The sequence below is a fragment of the Pseudovibrio sp. SCP20 genome (assembly GCF_057774105.1).
Window position 1 is genome coordinate 1 of the sequence record NZ_JBYMDH010000021.1, and the last position, 341, is coordinate 341.

At 49.0% G+C, this 341-nt stretch carries 1 pseudogene; it reads left to right on the forward strand.

The features are described from left to right. Nucleotides 1-341 (forward strand): annotated as a pseudogene (locus AC3CB2_RS23480) (hypothetical protein); the annotation flags it as partial.

Here is a 341-nt window from a genome sequence, read left to right on the forward strand (position 1 = left end):
GACATCATCAAGGGTGGCTCTGCCAGCAGTTTGATTTATGCCGGTAAGGGCAATGACACTCTGGAAGCTGGTGCTTACGGAGGCTGGTGGCAGCATTTGCGGGGCGAGGAAGGCGACGATACCTACATCTACAAACAAGAGAACCAGGTGGTTGCATTGACCTCAGCAGCAGAAAAAGCTGATTGGGGTAACGACCGCATCGTCTTTAAAGACCTTTCATTGAACGACGTCTCTGTCCAAATACAAGACAATGGATCATACGGACAGATGCTTCAGTTTGCCTGGTCCAAGAACGGATTGAATGGATCGCTTCTTATTGCAGATGTCGGTCAGCATATTGA